Genomic DNA, 15,134 nt, shown 5'->3' with positions numbered 1-15,134 from the left:
ATGGCGAACCTCAACACCCGCGCGCGTCAGGAGCGGACCTACGACGCCATCGTGGTCGGCAGCGGCATCACAGGCGGCTGGGCCGCCAAGGAGCTGACCGAGCGCGGCCTGAAGACCCTGGTGCTCGAACGCGGCGGGCCCGTACGGCACATCCTCGACTACCCCACCGCCACGACCGACCCCTGGCAGGTGCGCTATCCGCGCGGGCGCCTGCCGGCAGAAGAACTGAAGGCCCGCTACCCCGTCCAGCAGCGCACCGGCTACACCCTGACGGAGTACACCCGCCACTTCTTCGTCCGCGACGACGAACACCCGTACGCGGAGACGAACCGGTTCGACTGGATCCGCGGCCATCACGTGGGCGGCCGCTCGCTCACGTGGGGCCGGCAGAGCTACCGCTGGTCCGACCTCGACTTCACCGCGAACGCCCGCGACGGCGTGGGGGTCGACTGGCCGATTCGCTACGCGGACCTGGCGCCCTGGTACGACCACGTGGAGCGGTTCATCGGCGTGTCCGGCCAGGCGGAGGGCCTGCCGCAACTGCCGGACGGCGTCTTCCAGCCGCCCATGGAGATGAACTGCGTCGAGAAGGCCTTCAAGCAGAGGTCCGAGGCGCGGTTCCCCGACAGGCGGATCACCATCGGCCGCGCCGCACACCTCACGTCGCCCACGGAGGAGCAGATCGCGCTCGGCCGCGGCAAATGCGAGTACCGCAACCTGTGCATCCGCGGCTGCCCGTTCGGCGCCTATTTCAGCTCCAACTCCGCCACCCTGGTGGCCGCGGAGCGCACCGGCAACCTGCAGCTCCGGCCGAACTCCGTCGTCACGACCCTGATCTACGACAACCGCCGCAAACGGGCCTCGGGCGTCAGGATCCTCGACGCCGAGACGGGACAGGAGGAGGAGTTCTACGCCGGCGTCATCTTCCTCTGCGCCTCGGCGGTGGCGAGCGCGTGGATCCTGCTCAACTCCACCAGCAGACGGTTCCCCAATGGCTTCGGCAATGGCTCGGACCAGGTCGGCCGCAACCTCATGGACCACCACCTGGGCGTCGGCGCGAGCGCCGAGGCCGAGGGGTTCGACGACATGTACTACTCGGGGCGTCGGCCGAACGGGCTCTACGTCCCCCGCTTCCGGAACCTGGACGACCCCGCGACACGACGGGCGGACTATCTCCGCGGCTTCGGGTACCAGGGCGGCGCTGGGCGTCCGACCTGGGATCGGCCGCTCGGCGGCTTCGGGGCGGCCCGCAAGCAGGCGCTCACCCAGCCCGGGCCTTGGATGATCCGGTTGGGCGGATTCGGCGAGATCCTGCCCTACGCCGACAACCGCATGACCCTGAACGCGGCGGTCAAGGACAAGCACGGCCTGCCGACGATCACCTTCGACGCTACCATCCGCGACAACGAGCGCGCCATGCGCAAGGACATGGCGTCGGCCGCGGCGGAGATGCTGGACGGCGCCGGCTTCCGGAACGTCCGCCCCTACGAAGGGGACTACGCGCTCGGCCTCGGCATCCACGAGATGGGCGCGGCGCGGATGGGCCGCGATCCGAAGACCTCGGTGCTCAACGCCAACAACCAGATGCACGAGTGCCGAAACGTCTTCGTCACCGACGGCGCGGCGATGACCTCGTCGGCCTGCGTGAACCCGTCCCTGACCTACATGGCGCTGACCGCGCGGGCGGCGGCCTTCGCGGCCGAGGCCGGCCGGAAGGGAGACCTCTGATGACGGCGATGCTCAACCGGCGCGAAGCCTTCGTGGGCGCGCTGGCCGGGCTGTGGACGATCCCGGCGCTGGCCCGCGCGCAGGGCGGCCTGGCGGTCCTCACCTGGCGGCCCCAGGCGCTCACAGTCGAGGAGGCGCAGACCCTGATGGCCGCCTGCGAGCGGATCGTGCCGGCGACGGACACACCCGGCGCCATAGCGGTGGGCGTGCCGCAGTTCGTCGACCGGGCGGTCGCCGAGTGGTGCGAGGCCGACGAGGCCCAGCGGCTGCGGTCCGGGCTCGTCGGGCTCGACGTCCAGGCGCGGGCGCGGTTCGGCGCGGCATTTGCCGCGCTGCCCGCCGAGCGTCAGGACGAGCTGCTGCGGGCCGCCGAGGCCGAGGCGGACGTGTTCGCCACCCAACAGCCGCCGCAGCCGCACTATTTCCTAGCCCTGCGGGAGCTGACCACCGTCGCCTACTTCAGCTCGCAGCCCGGGGCGACGCAGGCGCTCCGCTACGATCCCGTTCCGGGCGAATACCGCGGCTGCGTGCCGCTGAAGGAGATCGGACGGACATGGGCCACCTGAAGCACGCCCTTTCGCTGGCCGTAGGCCTCGCGGCGCTCGCCGTTCCGGCCGCCGCGGGCGAGGTCTGGAAGCCGATCTTCAACGGCCGGGACCTGACCGGCTGGACGCCGAAGATCACTCACCGGCCACTCGGGGAGAACTGGCGCAACACCTTCCGCGCCGAGGATGGCGTGCTGCGGGTCGTCTACGACCAGTACGACACCTTCAAGGACGAGTTCGCCATCCTGATCTACCGCCAGCCGCTCGCGAACTACCGGCTGCGGCTGGAGTACCGGATGATGGGCCCCGGCATGCCCGGCGCGCCGGTCTGGGCGGTGCGCAACAGCGGCGTGATGCTGCACGGCCAGGCTCCGGAGACCATCGCGCTGCATCAGCGCTTCCCGGTGGCGGTGGAGGCGCAGTTCCTCGCCGGCGCGCCGGGCGAGAACCGGCCCACCGGCAATGTCTGCACGCCCGGCGTCACGGTGTCGATCGGCGGCACGCCGATGGCCGAGCACTGCCGCAATTCGAGCTCCAGGACCTTCCCGGAAGGGGAGTGGGTGCGGTTCGAGGCCGAAGTGCGCGGCAGCCGCGTGATGCGCCACTGGGTCAACGGCGAACTGGTCATGGAGTACGCCGACATCCGGCTCGCGCCCGCCGAATTCCCCGAGTTCGCCGCCGATCCCGCCGCTGTTGGCGGCCAGGCCGGCGCGCCGGTGGAGAGCGGCTACATCTCCCTCCAGGGCGAGGGCCATCCGGTGGAGTTCCGTCGCGTGGAGGTGCTCGAGCTCCGGTAAGCCCCGGCCTCCGGGGCGGCCTCACGGCGCGGATCGGGCAGGAACGCCGCGGCCAACGGTTGAAGCTCGGGGCCCTGCCGGAGCGACACCCGGGGAGCGATGAGGTCCCGCGCACCCAGCCCCAGGGGGCGCCGGGGGACGAGAGCTTGGGGCAGGGAGCTGAGCGATGCCTGAGGAGAGCTTCGACCCAGGAGCGGACGACAGGCCGCCCGATTACGACACGCTCCTCCAGGGCAACCTCGCACGCGTGTTCAACGAGCGGTCCGCCGAGGCGCGGGCGGCAGCGCTTGCGGAGCTCTGGGCCGAGGACGGCGAGCTCGTCGAGCCGGATCGGGTGGTCCTAGGCTACGCGGCGATCAGCGAGGCTGTGGCGGCCCTCCATTCCATGCTGCCGCCAGGCGCCGCCTTCGTGCCGACGGGGCCCGTCGCGGGCCATCACGGTGTCGGCCGGTTGAACTGGCGGGCAGTGGGGCCGGACGGAGGGGTGCTCACAACCGGGACGGACGTCGCGATCGTCCGCGGTGGCCGCATCGGCAAGCTCTTCGTGCTGCTCGACGGGTAAGGCCCCTCACGCTCGCGCCGGCGCCTCTGGGCTGGCTGACCCTGTTCATCGTCCTGATGTTCGTCGCGAGCTTCGTCGTGTTGGGCCGGCGCAGGCTGCTCACGCTCTGAACGGCGGGCGCGAGGCGCAGCGCCTCACATGATCGCCCTGCGGGGGGCGACCCGACGGCGAGGCACGCACCAAGCGCCAGTGTGGATGTGAGCGGGTGGGACCGGAAGGAATGGTGGATGCGACAGGGATTGAACCTGTGACCCCCTCGGTGTGAACGAGGTGCTCTCCCGCTGAGCTACGCATCCGCCTCAAGAGCGCGGCGCCGAAGCGGCGCGCCGGGAAGGAGCGGGCGTATAGCCTGAGGCCTCACGCGCCGCAAGGGCCGAGAAGCAGCAAACAGGCATCCGGCAGTTCGTCGAAGTGGTCGATGAGGACATCGGGCGAGAGCTCGGCCGCCGGCGTCTCGGTGTAGCCGAAGGAGACCAGAATCAGGCCGGCGCCCGCAGCGCGCGCCGCGCCGGCGTCGGTGGCGGCGTCGCCCACCAGGATCGCGCGGCCGATCTCGCCGCCGACGGCTTCGACCGCGGTGGTCAGGTGGCGCGGGTCGGGCTTGGCGGCTGGGGCCGCGTCGGCGCCGACCACCGCCTCGAAGTGCCGCGAAAGGTCGAGCGCTTCCAGCAGCGACTGGGAGAGGCCCGTCAGCTTGTTCGTGCAGACCGCCAGTCGCGCGCCCTCGGCCTTCAGACGCTCGAGCGCGGCGACCAGGCCGGGGTAGGGGCGGCTCTCGTCGGCGATGTGCGCATGGTAGCGGTCGATGAAGCGGTCGAAGAGCTCGGGCACCCGCTCGGGCGGGAGCGGCGCGTCAGCGGCGGCGAAACCCCGCTGGATCAGCCACCGCGCCCCCTTGCCGATGAACGGGCGGGCCTCGTCCAGCGGCAGCGGCGCCAGCCCTTCCTCCGCCAGCAGCCAGTTCAGCGTACCGACCAGGTCCGGGGCGGTGTCCACCAGGGTGCCGTCGAGGTCGAAGGCGATCACGGCGCCGGCGAGCGGGGAACGATCGGGCGTGTTCAAGCTTGGTCACTCTGCGGCGGGGCTCGCGGACGCATAGCCGCTTCTCGCGCCCGGCCACAAGGCTTGCTAAGGCTCGCCGCAGAAGTCCTTGAGTCAGCGCCCGGAGACGCCCCTGATGACCGCCCGCGCCGCCGTGATCCTGGCCGCCGGCCAGGGCACGCGCATGAAGTCGCCCATCCCCAAGGTGCTGCACAAGGTGGGCGGGCGGAGCCACCTCGACCGCATGATCGACACCGTCGAGGCGGCCGGATGCGAGCGGGTGGTGGTCGTCGTCGGCAACCACAGTCCGGCGGTGCGCGCCCTGGTGGAGAAGCGCCTGGGGCCGGCGGCCGTGGCCGTGCAGGACCAGCCGCTCGGCACCGCGCACGCAGTGCTGGCTGCGCGCGAGGCCCTGGCCGACTTCGATGGCGACGTGCTCATCACCTACGCAGACGCTCCGCTGCTCACCGCCGGCGACCTGGAGCCGCTGTTCGAGATGCGCGCCCAGGGGGTCGACCTCGCCATGCTCACCTTCGAGCCGGCCGATCCCTTGCTCTACGGCCGGGTCATCAAGGGCGCTGACGGCCACGTGATCCGCATCGTCGAGGCCCGTGACGCCACGCCCGAGGAGAAGGCGGTGAGGTGCTGCAACGCCGGCATGATGTGCGCCGACCGCGGCCGGCTGTTCGGCTGGCTCTCCCGCGTCGGAAACGCCAACGCCAAGGGCGAGTACTACCTGACCGACATCGTGGGCATCGCGGTGGCCGAGGAGGCGCTGGTCCGCGGCCACTCCGCCCCGGAAGCCGCGGTGATGGGCTGCGACACGCCGGCCCAGCTCGCCCAGGCCGAGGCCATCTTCCAGCAGCGCCAGCGCCACCACTTTCTGGCCGAAGGGGTGACCATGCTTGCCCCGGACACCGTGCACTTCTCCTGGGACACCAGGGTCGCGCCGGGCGCGGTCATCGAACAGTTCGTGGTGTTCGGCACAGGCGTGACGGTGGAGGAGGGCGCCCAGATCCGCGCCTTCAGCCACCTTGAGGGCGCGGTGGTCCGCGCCGGCGCCCTCGTCGGCCCTTACGCCCGCCTGCGCCCGGGCGCCGACATCGGCCGCGACGCCCACATCGGCAATTTCGTCGAGGTGAAGAACGTCAAGGTGGGCGACGGCGCCAAGGCCAATCACCTGAGCTACCTTGGCGACGGCTCGGTCGGCGCGAAGGCGAACATCGGCGCCGGCACGATCTTCTGCAACTACGACGGCTTCTTCAAATACGAGACCCATGTGGGCGAGGGCGCCTTCATCGGCTCGAACACCGCGCTGGTGGCGCCCGTCAGCGTCGGCGCCGGCGGGATGACGGGCTCGGGCTCGGTGATCACCCAGGACGTGCCGGGCGACGCCCTGGCGCTGGAGCGCGGCGGCCAGACCAACCGGCCGGGCTGGGCGGCGGAGTTCCGCGCCCGCAAGGCGGCGGAGAAGGCGGCGAAGGCGAAGTGATGCGCGACGCGGACCAGCAGAAGAAGGCCGCCGGCGAGGCGGCCGCGAAGCTCGTCGAGAACGGCATGGTGGTGGGCCTGGGCACCGGCTCCACGGCCGCCTGGTTCGTCCGGGCCCTGGCCGAACGGCGGCTGGACGTGACCTGCGTGGCGACGTCCACGGCCACCGAACAGCTTGCGGGCGAGCTCGGCCTGAAGCTCGCTCAGCTTGGCGAGACCCGCGAGATCGACCTTACTGTGGACGGCGCCGACGAGATCGGCCCAGGGCTTTCGCTGATCAAGGGCGGCGGCGCGGCCCTGCTGCGCGAGAAGCTGGTGTGGGAGGCTTCGCGGCGCTGCGTCGTGATCGCCGACGCCGCGAAGGTCGTGCCGACGCTCGGCAGGTTCGCCCTGCCCATCGAGGTCGTCGCCTTCGGCCACAAGACCACGGCGGCTCGGATCTGCGACGTGCTCGCGGAATTCGAGATCGGCATGGCGCCGCGGCTGCGGGCAAAGGACGGCCAGCCCGTGAGAACCGACGGCGGCAACCTTATCTATGACGCAGCCTGCGGGCGGATCGAGGAGCCGGCTGCCCTGGCGGCCGCGCTGAAGAGCCTGACCGGGGTCGTGGACCACGGCCTCTTCCTCGACCTCGCAGAGCAGGCGTTGGTCGGCGGGCCGGACGGCGTGTCGACGCTCGAACCGTAAGAAGGAGCCGGCCTTGGCCAAGTACGACTACGACCTCTTCGTCATCGGCGCGGGCTCCGGTGGCGTGCGCGCCGCGCGCCTCGCGGCCCTGTCCGGCGCCAAGGTGGCGGTGGCCGAGGAGCACCGGGTCGGCGGCACCTGCGTGATCCGCGGCTGCGTGCCCAAGAAGTTCATGGTCTATGCATCCGAGTTCGCGCACCACTTCAAGACCGCCGAGGGCTACGGCTGGACGGTGGAGGGCGCGAGCTTCGACTGGAAGCGCTTCATCACCGAGAAGGACAAGGAGATCGCCCGGCTGTCGGGGATCTACGTCCGCAACCTGCAAAACGCCGGCGCCGAGCTGGTCCATAGCCGCGTCACTGTGGTCGACCCGCACACCGTCGAGAGCCCGGAGAAGGGCCGGGCCACCGCCGAGAGGATCCTGATCGCCACCGGGGGCCGCCCCTGGATGCCCAAGGAGGTGCCGGGCATCGAGCATGCGATCACGTCCAACGAGGCGTTCCACCTGCCGAAGCTGCCGAAGAGCATCGTCATCGCCGGCGGCGGCTACATCGCGGTCGAGTTCGCGGGCATCTTCAACGGCCTGGGTGTGGAGACCACCCTCGTGCACCGCGGCCCAAACCTGCTCCGCGGCTTCGACGACGACGTGCGCTCGCACATCGCCGACGAGATGGAGAAGCGCGGCATCAAGGTGATCCTCGGCTGTCAGCACAAGGCGATCGAGAAGCTCGGCGACGGCCGCTTCGTGAGCCGCTTCACCAACGGCCACCACTGCGAGAGCGAGGTGGTGATGTTCGCCGTCGGCCGTGAGCCCTACACCGAGGGACTCGGCCTGGAGAACGCCGGCGTCAAGCTGGCCGAGAACGGGGCCGTCATGGTCGACGCCTATTCGAAGACCAACGTCGACTCGATCTGGGCGGTGGGCGACGTCACCGACCGGATCAACCTGACCCCCGTGGCCATCCGCGAGGGCCATGCCTTCGCCGACACCGAGTTCTATGGCCGGCCCACCAGCTTCGACCACGAGATGGTGGCGTCCGCCGTCTTCTCCCAGCCGCCGATCGGCTCCGTGGGACTCTCGGAGGCCGAGGCGCGGCACAAGTACGGCAAGGTCGACGTCTATCTGGCGCGGCTGCGGCCCATGAAATACGCCTTCACCGGGGCGGATGAGCGCTCGCTGCTGAAGCTGGTGGTCGACCAGGCCACCGACCGGGTGGTGGGGTGCCACGTCGTCGGTCCCGATGCGCCGGAGATGATCCAGATGGCGGCCATCGCCATGAAGATTGGCTCCACCAAGGCCCAGTGGGACGCCACCTGCGCCGTCCACCCGACGCTGGCGGAGGAACTGGTCACGCTTCGCGAGAAGTACACGCCGCCGGGCCTGGGCCAGGCCGCATGACCGCGGTTCCGGGGGGCGCGGCGGCGCGCAGCCCCGCCGCCTCGGGCGCGGGCGACGGGGGCGCGCTGGGCGTCTGGTGCGGCGGGGTGCTGGTCTTCGGCGCACTGATGACGCCGCTGATGGCCTGGCTGGCGCCGCTCGGTTTCGCGCCCCTTGTGGCGCTGCTGGGGCTGCTCAGCCTGCCGGCGCTCAGGATGACGTCGAACGACCGTCCCGTGCTCGTCGCCCTGCTGGTGGCCGTGCTCTGGGCTGCGACGGCCTCCACCTGGAGCCCGCACCGGGTGGAGGAGGCTGAAGACAGCACCGCCCTGAAGCTCGCGCTGCAACTGCCGCTCTACTGGAGCGCGGTCTGCGGCGCCCGCCGGGCCGCGCCGCGGCTGCGCACGATCGCGCTGCAGGTGCTAGCCTGGGGGCTCGCGGCGCTCGGCCTGATGCTGATCATCGAGGCGTTCACCGGCGCGGCGCTCTACCAGCTCCTGCACGAGCGCTTCTACGAGCCGACCCGGCCGGACCTCGCTGCGCGCAACCTCAGCCGTTCCACCTTCGTGCTGGCCCTGCTGTGGCCCGTGGCCGCGGTGGGCGCCATGCGGGTAAAGGGCATGGGCTGGCTGTCGATCCCCATGGCGGTCGGCGCGGTCGTCGGCGCCGTCGCCTTCGACGCGGACGCGCCGGCGCTTGCGGTCTTCCTGGCGGGCGGCGTGGTGCTGGCCGCGCTACGCTGGCCAGCCGATGCGCCTCGCGCGCTGGGGAGCCTCGCGGCGGTGGCCTACATCGTCATGCCGGCGGTGGTGATCGCCGTCCGCGCCGCGGCGCGGGCGCTGCACTTCACCCCGGATATCCCGCTCTCCTGGGCCATGCGGCTCGGCTACTGGACGCACGCGGCGGACTGGATCGGCGATCATCCTCTGCGAGGCTGGGGGCTCGACGCGAGCCGCGAGTTCGGTCCCGGCATCGTGCTGCATCCGCACAACGGACCGCTGCAGATCTGGCTGGAGTTGGGCGCCGTGGGCGCGCTGATGGCGGCGGCGATCTGGTGGCTGGCGCTCAGCCGTCTCTCCCGGTCCAAGCCCGACCTGATCACTGCCGCCGCGACGGCCTCGGCGGCCGTCTACCTCCTGTTCGGCGGCGTGAACTTCGGCGTCTGGCAGGAGTGGTGGCTGGCCATGGCGGCCCTCGTCGCCGCGGTCGCCGCAGCGGCAAAAGGGCAAAACGTCCTTCGCCCATCGACCGGAAGCCCTATTTAAGGGTAGAACCCGCCCCTCGCTCCCTCGGGGGTAGCCTTCCTCGTTTCAAGTACAAGACCATGACCGAACACTGGACGCCCGCTTCCTGGAGATCGAAGCCCGCCAAGCACATGCCGACGGACTATCCGGACCTCGGCGAAGTGGCGAAGGTGGAGCAGACGCTTCGTGGGATGCCCCCGCTGGTGTTTGCGGGTGAGGCGCGACGGCTGAAGAGCCTGCTGGGCGAGGTCTCCGAAGGCCGGGCGTTCCTGCTGCAGGGCGGCGACTGCGCCGAAAGCTTCAAGGAATTCCACGCGGACAACATCCGCGACACGTTCCGGCTGATCCTCCAAATGGCGGTGGTGCTGACCTTCGCCGGCGGCAAGCCGGTGGTGAAGGTGGGCCGCATGGCCGGCCAGTTCGCCAAGCCGCGCTCGGCCCCCATCGAAACCCAGGGCGAGGTCACCCTGCCGTCCTATCGGGGGGACAACATCAACGCGATGGAGTTCACCGAGGCCGGGCGCAGGCCCGACCCGCAGCGGCTGATCCAGGCCTATTCCCAGTCGGCCTCGACCCTGAACCTGCTGCGCGCGTTCGCCGGCGGCGGCTACGCCGACCTGCATAACATTCATCGCTGGACGCTCGGCTTCGTGGCCGACAGCCCGCAGGGGGCGCGCTACCGCGAGCTCGCCGACAAGATCAGCGACAGCCTGGCCTTCATGGAGGCGATCGGCGTCACGCCCGAGAGCCATCCGTCGCTGCACCAGGTGGAGTTCTTCACCAGCCACGAGGCCCTGCTGCTCGGCTTCGAGGAGGCGATGACCCGCGTCGATAGCACCTCCGGCCAGTGGTACGACACCTCGGCCCACCTGGTGTGGATCGGCGAGCGCACGCGCGACCCGCAAGGGGCGCACGTGGAGTTCTTCCGCGGGATCAAGAACCCGATCGGCCTGAAGTGCGGCCCGACGATGGAGGGCGACGACCTCCTGCGCCTGATCGACATACTCAACCCGAACAACGAGCCGGGCCGCCTGACGCTTTACGGTCGCTTCGGATACGACAAGATCGCGGACCGCCTGCCGCGCCTGCTGCAGGCCACCAAGGCCTCGGGCCGGCGGGTGGTCTGGGCCATCGACCCGATGCACGGCAACACCCTGACGGCGGCAAACGGCTACAAGACGCGGCCGTTCGACCGGATCCTGTCGGAGGTGAAGTCCTTCGTGGAGATCTGCAAGGCCGAGGGCGTCCACCCGGGCGGCGTGCACCTGGAGATGACGGGCCAGAACGTCACGGAATGCCTGGGGGGCGCGCGGGCGCTCTCCGAAGGCGACTTGGCGGACCGTTACCACACCCACTGTGATCCGCGGCTCAACGGCGAACAGGCCCTGGAGCTGGCCTTCCTAGTCGCCGAGAAGCTGAAGGAAGACCGGCTGGACGAGCAGCGCCGCGCGGTGGCGGGCGGCTGAAGTCGGCGTTTCGGCTGCGCCCGCGGTCACGTCGCCGGCGCGATCCTTCCAGGCATAGGCTGGGGGCGCGGGCGGCGTGGTCGCCCCGCCCCAAGGAGCCTGAGCATGCTGCTGTCGAACGTGCTGGACGCCGAACCGAGCCGGGTCGTGAGCGTGCCGCTCACTCTCCACGTCGCCGACGCTGCGGCGGTCATGAAGCGCGAGGCGGTGGGGGCGCTGGTGGTCTGCGAGACGTGGGGCCGCTACCGAGGGATGCTCTCCGAGCGGAACCTGGCCGTGGCCATCGCCCAGCACGGACGCGATCTCTTCCGGCGCCGCGCCGGCGAGCTGATGTGGGCCAATGCGCCGACGGCGGCTCCGGAGGACACGGTCGAGGCGGCCGTCGACCGGCTGCTGGAGAAGGGCGTGCGGCACCTGCCGGTCCTCGAGCACGGAAAGGTGCTTGGGGTCCTCAGCCTCGACGGTCTGCTGCGTCGCCTGGCGGGTAACGCCCAGTCATCCGCAATGAACACGCGACATCTCGCCGCCTGAGGCGACTCTGAGGGTGGGCGGCGGGCAGCGGCGCCACCGCCTCGTCACGCGGCCGCGGCGCAGCCTCGCTCACCGACGGTGGCGAACGCCGTGAGGGCGCCCATGCGCCGCATGCGGGTTCCGTCAGGCGCCTGCAGCGGGCAGAGGCCAGCCTGTGCCCTGGCGGCCACGCGGTCGGCAGAAGGTTAACCGCCACGAAGCTCGACCTTGCGTTTTCGCGCGCGGCCGTCAGTTTCGGCAGCCTTCTTTGACAATCAGGCGTCCCATCATGGAGCCCGCCCAGGCTCAGGCGGCCTCGCAAGGCGAGGCGCGTCCCCATCCCGTTCGCGACGAGCTGCCCCAGCTACTGAAGCTGTCCGGGCCGGTGGTCCTGTCGCGCCTGGGCATCATGGCCATGGGGCTCACCGACGCCGTTGTCGTCGGACGCTATTCGGCGACCGAGCTCGGCTATCATGCGCTGGGGTGGGCGCCGACCAGCGTGGTTCTGACCGCGCTCGTCGGCCTCCTGGTTGGCGTCCAGGTGATGACCGCACGCGCGATCGGGGAGGGGCGGCGCGAGGGCACCGGCGCCGTGCTGCGGCGTGGCGTCGTCTACGCCTTCTGGCTGGGCGTCATCTCCACGGGCGCCCTGGCGGTCGCGGGGCCTCCCTTCCTGCACGCCATCGGCCTGGAGCGGGACCTTGCCGACGGCGCCAGCCGGGCGCTGCTCGTGTTCTCGCTGTCGCTCACCGGCTATTCGGTCAGCGTGGCCTGCAGCTTCTGGCTCGAGGGGCTGTCGCGGCCCGGCCCGGCGGCGATCGCCATGTGGGCCGCCAACGTCGTGAACCTCCTGCTCGTCCTGCTGTTCGTGCCGGGCACGATGGGACTGCCGGCCGGCGGCGCGGTGGGCGCGGCGTGGGCCACCTTCGGCGCGCGGACGTTCCTGGCGCTCGCCATGCTCGGCTTCATCGCCACCATGCCCGAGGCGCGCGCGCTTGGCGTCTTCCGGAAGCCAGAGATCGACCGCCCGGGCGCCGCCGAGCAGATGCGCATCGGCTTCGGGGCCGGGATCTCGAACTTCCTGGAGGTGGCCTCTTTCGCGAGCATGAACGTGATCGCCGGCTGGCTGGGCGGACTCGCTGTCGCCGCCTGGGCGATCGTGCTGAACGTCGCGGCGATCGTGTTCATGGTGCCGCTGGGCCTCGCCACCGGCGCGGCGGTGCTGGTGGGCAAGGCCTACGGCGCGCGGGACAACGCCGGAGTCAACCGTGCCGGCGCGGTGTCTTTCGGCGTCACTGCGGTGTTCGGCGTCCTGGTCACCCTGATCGTCTGGCCGGCCGCCGAGCTGATCACCCGCGGCTACACCACCGACACGGCGACCATCGCCATCGCCGCGCCGGCGCTGGCGCTTGCGGTGCTGATGTTCCTGCCCGATTGCCTGCAGGTGGTGGCGGCGCAGGCGCTCCGCGCCCGCGGCGACGTCTGGCTGCCCACGGGCGCCCATTTGACCAGCTACATCCTCATCATGATGCCGTTGGCCTATGTGCTGGCGATCCCGATGAAGATGCACCTCATGGGCATCGTCTGGGCGGTGGTGATCGCCAGCGTCGTCTCAGCGGTGCTGTTGCTGGCCCGCTTCTGGCTGCTGAGCCGCCGGGCGCTCTGAGGGCGCTCAGGGCTCCAGCCGATAGACCCGTGTCGCCGTGCCCGCGAAAAGCTCCGCCTTCTCGGCGTCGGACGCTCCGGCGGCCAATCGCTTGAACGCGTTCCACAGCGTTGCGTAGTCGCAGGCGCCCATGTCGACCGGGAAGTTCGACTCGAACATGCACCGCTCGGGCCCAAAGGCCTCGATGCAGGTCTCGATGTAGGGCCGCCACTCCCGCGCGAGCTGTTCGGACGAGGCGCGCGGCTCGGCCAGGAACGACGGAAAGTTGCAGAACGCCATGGCGAGGCCGCCCAGCTTGACCGCCACGTTTGGAGCGCGGGCGAGCTCGCGGATATTCTCGCGCCAGGTGGGGAAGCGCTCGTCGCGTCGACCCTCGTAGCGGCCGCGGCCCAGCGGCGTCCCCACGTGATCCAGGACGATCTGCGTGTCGGGGAAGGTCCGAGCCAGGCCGATCAGGTCGGGGAGCTGCGGCTCCAGCAGCCAGGCGTCGAAGGACAGCCCGAGCGGGGCGAGCCGCGCGAAGCCGTCGCGGAAGTCCTCTCGCCGGTAGAGCCCCGCCGCGAGCCGGTTGAGCGGCCCCAGCACCTCGGGATCGTCGTCCTGCGAGGCCGAGTTGCGGATGCCCCGGAACCGGCCGCCGCCGGCTTGCAGATGCGCCTGCAGCACCTCCTCGACGCGCGCGCCCAGCGTCAGGTCGGCGTTGCCGACGATGCCGGCGCAGACCTGGGTCGGACCATAGAGGCCGCTGGCGCTCATCGCGGCGACGCCATTGACGAACTCAGTCTCGCCGACCGGCCGCAGGACCTCGGGCCCATCCGCCTTGTAGAAGGCCCGGCACTCCACGAACACGGTGGCGATCACATTGTGGCCGCTGCCGGTATCGGCCAGCAGTTCGTCCAGCAGGTACCGTTGCGCCGGCGCGATGGCGGTGACGAAGGGATGCTCCGGGCCCTGCGGCGGCGGATAGTTCCGCCGGTCCCACAGGTGATGGTGCGGGTCGACGATCGGCAGGTCCGGCTCGAGGATTTCTTCGCTCACCTGTCCCTCCCTGGTGGTGCTCGGGAGCAGGCTAGAGCGGAGCCTCCGCCGGTCAACCGGCGATCACGACCCCGCGCCCAGGATCCAGCCTTCCTCGCGCTCCGCGTCGAGCACCACGTCGGCGGCCGTTCCAGCGGGCGGGGCGAACATCGCGCCCAGCTTGCCCGCCTCGTCGAGCCGGGCGAAGTGCTCGGCCGTGGTCCGGACCTGCGCCAGGTCCTTCACCTCGCCCGGACCGGGCGTGACCTTCAGCAGCGAGGGGTAGACCTCGGCGACCACGGCATCCACGCCATCCAGGTCGGCTTCGGAAAGGGCCTTGAATCCCGTCTCGAAGGGCCAGGCCTTCACGGCCTCGCCGCGGGCGAGCTTCAGCCGGCGCACGGCCGGGATGCCGAGGATCGCCTGACCGCCAACTGACCCGTTGTAGTAGAGCTTCCAGATCGAGGCCGCGCCTTTGGCGGCGAGGTCCGCATGCCGGAACTCCGGGAGGTCGTCGGGCCCGTGGTTCCGCGTCCGCTTCGGCTGCAGGGTGGTCAGGGCGTCCTTCGGCGGGCAGCCCCAGAAGGGGAACGGCCCGCCCGTCAGGCGTCGGTTGATCTCCGCGCCCACGCCGAAGCGGTTGTTGGTGTTGTCGGCCTTGTCCTTGGCCATCTTGTCGATCTGGTCCCAGGCCGCGCGCCAGGGCAGCTCGCCCGGCAGGTTCAGCGCTGCGGCGAACCCACGCGGGAATCCCAGGGGGAAGTCGAAGCCCACGAGCGCGCGTTCGGACCGCTTCTTGAAGTCGTCCAGGATCGCGTTCAGCCGCTTCTCGGCCTCGCCGCGGGTCGCCGGGTTGTGGCTCTCGAAGGTGAGGCGGAAACGGACGTCGCGCTTCAGCACGCCGATCCAGACGGAATCCGGGCCGGTGGTCGGCTTGGACGCGGCGCTCCAGTCGACGATCACATAGGCGCTGAACAGGCGCGGCACGTTGGCGGCTCCGAT

At 70.8% G+C, this 15,134-nt stretch carries 14 protein-coding genes and 1 tRNA gene; 11 read left to right on the top strand and 4 right to left on the bottom strand.

Annotated elements, in window-relative coordinates:
• The 4 genes from ACE3Q8_RS10315 (at window position 1) to ACE3Q8_RS10300 (ending at window position 3,632) form a co-directional block, all read left to right on the top strand.
• Window positions 1-1,728 carry a GMC oxidoreductase gene (locus ACE3Q8_RS10315; RefSeq protein WP_374470194.1) on the top strand — a complete coding sequence of 576 codons (1,728 nt, stop codon included), beginning with the start codon at window positions 1-3 and terminating at the stop codon, window positions 1,726-1,728.
• Window positions 1,728-2,294, top strand: coding sequence for a gluconate 2-dehydrogenase subunit 3 family protein (locus tag ACE3Q8_RS10310; protein WP_374470193.1), 567 nt, complete (start codon window positions 1,728-1,730; stop codon window positions 2,292-2,294). The genes ACE3Q8_RS10315 and ACE3Q8_RS10310 overlap by 1 nt, the downstream gene beginning before the upstream one ends.
• Window positions 2,282-3,070: a DUF1080 domain-containing protein gene (locus ACE3Q8_RS10305; protein WP_374470192.1), complete on the top strand. Its 789-nt coding sequence runs from the start codon at window positions 2,282-2,284 to the stop codon at window positions 3,068-3,070. Before ACE3Q8_RS10310 ends, ACE3Q8_RS10305 begins: the two co-directional genes overlap by 13 nt.
• Window positions 3,071-3,236: 166 nt before the next feature.
• Window positions 3,237-3,632: a nuclear transport factor 2 family protein gene (locus ACE3Q8_RS10300; protein WP_374470191.1), complete on the top strand. Its 396-nt coding sequence runs from the start codon at window positions 3,237-3,239 to the stop codon at window positions 3,630-3,632.
• Window positions 3,633-3,853: 221 nt separating this feature from the next.
• On the opposite strand, the gene ACE3Q8_RS10295 is transcribed toward ACE3Q8_RS10300, so the two are convergent.
• Both ACE3Q8_RS10295 and gph read right to left on the bottom strand, forming a co-directional pair.
• A tRNA-Val gene (locus tag ACE3Q8_RS10295) sits at window positions 3,854-3,928 on the bottom strand.
• A gap of 61 nt (window positions 3,929-3,989) precedes the next feature.
• Entirely contained in the window at window positions 3,990-4,694 is a 705-nt protein-coding gene (gene gph, locus ACE3Q8_RS10290) for a phosphoglycolate phosphatase (protein ID WP_374470190.1), read from the bottom strand.
• Window positions 4,695-4,809: 115 nt separating this feature from the next.
• Here gph and glmU point away from each other — a divergent pair, with 115 nt between their 5' ends.
• The 7 genes from glmU (at window position 4,810) to ACE3Q8_RS10255 (ending at window position 13,115) form a co-directional block, all read left to right on the top strand.
• The gene (glmU, locus tag ACE3Q8_RS10285; RefSeq protein WP_374470189.1) at window positions 4,810-6,165 is read left to right on the top strand and encodes a bifunctional UDP-N-acetylglucosamine diphosphorylase/glucosamine-1-phosphate N-acetyltransferase GlmU; all 1,356 of its coding nucleotides are present in this window, start codon (window positions 4,810-4,812) and stop codon (window positions 6,163-6,165) included.
• Window positions 6,165-6,851: a ribose-5-phosphate isomerase RpiA gene (rpiA, locus tag ACE3Q8_RS10280; RefSeq protein ID WP_374470188.1), complete on the top strand. Its 687-nt coding sequence runs from the start codon at window positions 6,165-6,167 to the stop codon at window positions 6,849-6,851. Before glmU ends, rpiA begins: the two co-directional genes overlap by 1 nt.
• Before the next feature lie 13 nt (window positions 6,852-6,864).
• On the top strand, window positions 6,865-8,250 hold the full coding sequence (gor, locus tag ACE3Q8_RS10275) for a glutathione-disulfide reductase (RefSeq protein ID WP_374470187.1): 1,386 nt from the start codon (window positions 6,865-6,867) through the stop codon (window positions 8,248-8,250).
• Window positions 8,247-9,494, top strand: a complete 1,248-nt coding sequence (locus ACE3Q8_RS10270) for an O-antigen ligase family protein (protein ID WP_374470186.1) — start codon at window positions 8,247-8,249, stop codon at window positions 9,492-9,494. Before gor ends, ACE3Q8_RS10270 begins: the two co-directional genes overlap by 4 nt.
• A 59-nt stretch (window positions 9,495-9,553) precedes the next feature.
• On the top strand, window positions 9,554-10,939 hold the full coding sequence (locus ACE3Q8_RS10265; RefSeq protein ID WP_374470185.1) for a class II 3-deoxy-7-phosphoheptulonate synthase: 1,386 nt from the start codon (window positions 9,554-9,556) through the stop codon (window positions 10,937-10,939).
• A gap of 105 nt (window positions 10,940-11,044) precedes the next feature.
• On the top strand, window positions 11,045-11,470 hold the full coding sequence (locus ACE3Q8_RS10260) for a CBS domain-containing protein (RefSeq protein WP_374470184.1): 426 nt from the start codon (window positions 11,045-11,047) through the stop codon (window positions 11,468-11,470).
• 268 nt (window positions 11,471-11,738) lie between these two features.
• Complete coding sequence (locus ACE3Q8_RS10255; RefSeq protein ID WP_374470183.1) at window positions 11,739-13,115, top strand: MATE family efflux transporter; 1,377 nt, start codon at window positions 11,739-11,741, stop codon at window positions 13,113-13,115.
• Between the two features lie 6 nt (window positions 13,116-13,121).
• On the opposite strand, the gene ACE3Q8_RS10250 is transcribed toward ACE3Q8_RS10255, so the two are convergent.
• Both ACE3Q8_RS10250 and ACE3Q8_RS10245 read right to left on the bottom strand, forming a co-directional pair.
• The gene (locus ACE3Q8_RS10250) at window positions 13,122-14,153 is read right to left on the bottom strand and encodes an amidohydrolase (protein WP_374470182.1); all 1,032 of its coding nucleotides are present in this window, start codon (window positions 14,151-14,153) and stop codon (window positions 13,122-13,124) included.
• Window positions 14,154-14,216: 63 nt separating this feature from the next.
• Complete coding sequence (locus tag ACE3Q8_RS10245; protein ID WP_374470181.1) at window positions 14,217-15,119, bottom strand: cobalamin biosynthesis protein CbiG; 903 nt, start codon at window positions 15,117-15,119, stop codon at window positions 14,217-14,219.
• Window positions 15,120-15,134: the final 15 nt, after the last annotated feature.

Source organism: Phenylobacterium sp. (assembly GCF_041913825.1).
GTDB lineage: Bacteria > Pseudomonadota > Alphaproteobacteria > Caulobacterales > Caulobacteraceae > Phenylobacterium.
This window is presented reverse-complemented; position numbering and strand designations above follow the sequence as displayed.

Coding starts and splice junctions, on each gene's coding strand:
- ACE3Q8_RS10315 (WP_374470194.1), top strand. CDS start 1: ATGGCGAACCTCAACACCCGCGCGCGTCAGGAGCGGACCTACGACGCC.
- ACE3Q8_RS10310 (WP_374470193.1), top strand. CDS start 1,728: ATGACGGCGATGCTCAACCGGCGCGAAGCCTTCGTGGGCGCGCTGGCC.
- ACE3Q8_RS10305 (WP_374470192.1), top strand. CDS start 2,282: ATGGGCCACCTGAAGCACGCCCTTTCGCTGGCCGTAGGCCTCGCGGCG.
- ACE3Q8_RS10300 (WP_374470191.1), top strand. CDS start 3,237: ATGCCTGAGGAGAGCTTCGACCCAGGAGCGGACGACAGGCCGCCCGAT.
- glmU (WP_374470189.1), top strand. CDS start 4,810: ATGACCGCCCGCGCCGCCGTGATCCTGGCCGCCGGCCAGGGCACGCGC.
- rpiA (WP_374470188.1), top strand. CDS start 6,165: ATGCGCGACGCGGACCAGCAGAAGAAGGCCGCCGGCGAGGCGGCCGCG.
- ACE3Q8_RS10270 (WP_374470186.1), top strand. CDS start 8,247: ATGACCGCGGTTCCGGGGGGCGCGGCGGCGCGCAGCCCCGCCGCCTCG.
- ACE3Q8_RS10265 (WP_374470185.1), top strand. CDS start 9,554: ATGACCGAACACTGGACGCCCGCTTCCTGGAGATCGAAGCCCGCCAAG.
- ACE3Q8_RS10260 (WP_374470184.1), top strand. CDS start 11,045: ATGCTGCTGTCGAACGTGCTGGACGCCGAACCGAGCCGGGTCGTGAGC.
- ACE3Q8_RS10255 (WP_374470183.1), top strand. CDS start 11,739: ATGGAGCCCGCCCAGGCTCAGGCGGCCTCGCAAGGCGAGGCGCGTCCC.